The organism is Bifidobacterium sp. UBA744 (assembly GCA_002298605.1).
GTDB lineage: Bacteria > Actinomycetota > Actinomycetes > Actinomycetales > Bifidobacteriaceae > Bifidobacterium.
In genome coordinates, this window is the sequence record DBKS01000059.1 from 32,147 (window position 1) to 33,470 (window position 1,324).

General features: G+C 62.5%; 2 protein-coding genes. One reads left to right on the forward strand and one right to left on the reverse strand.

Features of this window, described 5'->3' with window-relative positions; all coding sequences use genetic code 11:
- A partial coding sequence (locus tag B2994_RS06720; protein WP_291527597.1) for an ATP-binding cassette domain-containing protein occupies positions 1-1,065 on the forward strand: 1,065 nt, incomplete at its 5' end.
- Here the strand turns inward: B2994_RS06720 and B2994_RS06725 are convergent.
- Positions 983-1,243 (reverse strand): type II toxin-antitoxin system YafQ family toxin, encoded by a 261-nt coding sequence (locus B2994_RS06725; protein WP_349675661.1) that lies wholly within the window; start codon positions 1,241-1,243, stop codon positions 983-985. The genes B2994_RS06720 and B2994_RS06725 overlap by 83 nt on opposite strands.
- Between the last annotated feature and the right edge of the window lie 81 nt (positions 1,244-1,324).

Genomic DNA, 1,324 nt, shown 5'->3' on the forward strand with positions numbered 1-1,324 from the left:
GCCGGGCAGCCGCAACCCGAGGCGGAGAGCGGTGCCGACGAGGTGACCTCCGCGGCGAAGACGGTCACCGTCACCGGCCGCAAGATCCTCGACGATGTGACGTGGCTGATCGGTCCGGGCGACCGCATCGGTATCGTCGGCGCGAACGGCGCCGGCAAATCGACGCTGCTCAAGATTCTCGACGGCACGATCACCCCGACCGCGGGCCATGTGAACATCGGCAAAACCGTGAAGTTCGCCGTGCTGTCGCAGCGCCTCGACGAGCTGGAGAAGCTGGGCAAGTACAAGATCAAGGAAGTGCTGAGCCGCTACAAGCCGAGCTACATCGTGGACGGCAAGGAGACCACGCCGGGGCAGATGATGGAACGTCTCGGCTTCGAATCCGCGCAGCTCATGACGCCCATCAAGGACCTTTCGGGCGGTCAGAAGCGCCGCATGCAGCTGCTGCTCATCCTGCTCGACGAGCCGAACGTGCTCATCATGGACGAGCCGGGCAACGATCTCGACACCGACATGCTCGCCGTGATGGAGGATCTGCTCGACACCTGGCCGGGCACGCTGATCGTCGTTTCGCACGACCGGTATCTGCTCGAACGCGTCACCGACGAGCAGTTCGCGCTGATCGGCGGCAAGATCCGTCACCTGCCCGGCGGCGTGCAGGATTACCTTGATATGACGGAGGCAATCAAGAACGGCAAGGATCCGTTCGCGGACGAGAAGTCCGGCAAGACGGGCAAGGGACGCAAGAGCGGCGATGCCGACGGTTCCGCGGCGAATGCCGGTTCGGTTGCCGCAGGCTCCGCGGCTTCCTCTGGCGAATCGGCCAAGTCCGCGCCGAAGCTCACCGGCAAGGCGTTCCACGAGGCGTCCAAGCGCGTCGCCGCGATCGAGCGTAAGCTGTCCAAGCTCGAAGAGCAGAAGGCCGATCTGGAACATCAGATGGCGTCGCACGACCCGAGCGACTATGAAGGTCTGAACAAGCTCAACGAGCAGCTGCAATCCGTTGCGGATGAATCCGAATCCCTTGAAACGGAGTGGATGGAGCTCTCCGAACAGCTCGAGTAGTGCCTTCCGCCATGCCGGTACGTTCGAAGAACGCGACCGAATCGTTCGACGACCAGATCACCAGCCGGTCCCCGGCATTGGCGACGTGACATTCGTACCGTCCGCGCCAATTGCCGGACAGGGTGTGCATGTTGTGGCGGCGCTCGTCAATCTCGGCGTCAATGGCATCATATGCCATTCAGCTGTATTTGGTGTCGCGCGGAACCAATGCGACCTTCATCGGATTCATCAGCGGCGGGCATATCGTTGACGATGCTTG

Excerpts from the sequence above, each read along its gene's own strand:
- B2994_RS06725 (WP_349675661.1), bottom strand. The coding sequence starts at position 1,243 with ATGGCATATGATGCCATTGACGCCGAGATTGACGAGCGCCGCCACAAC.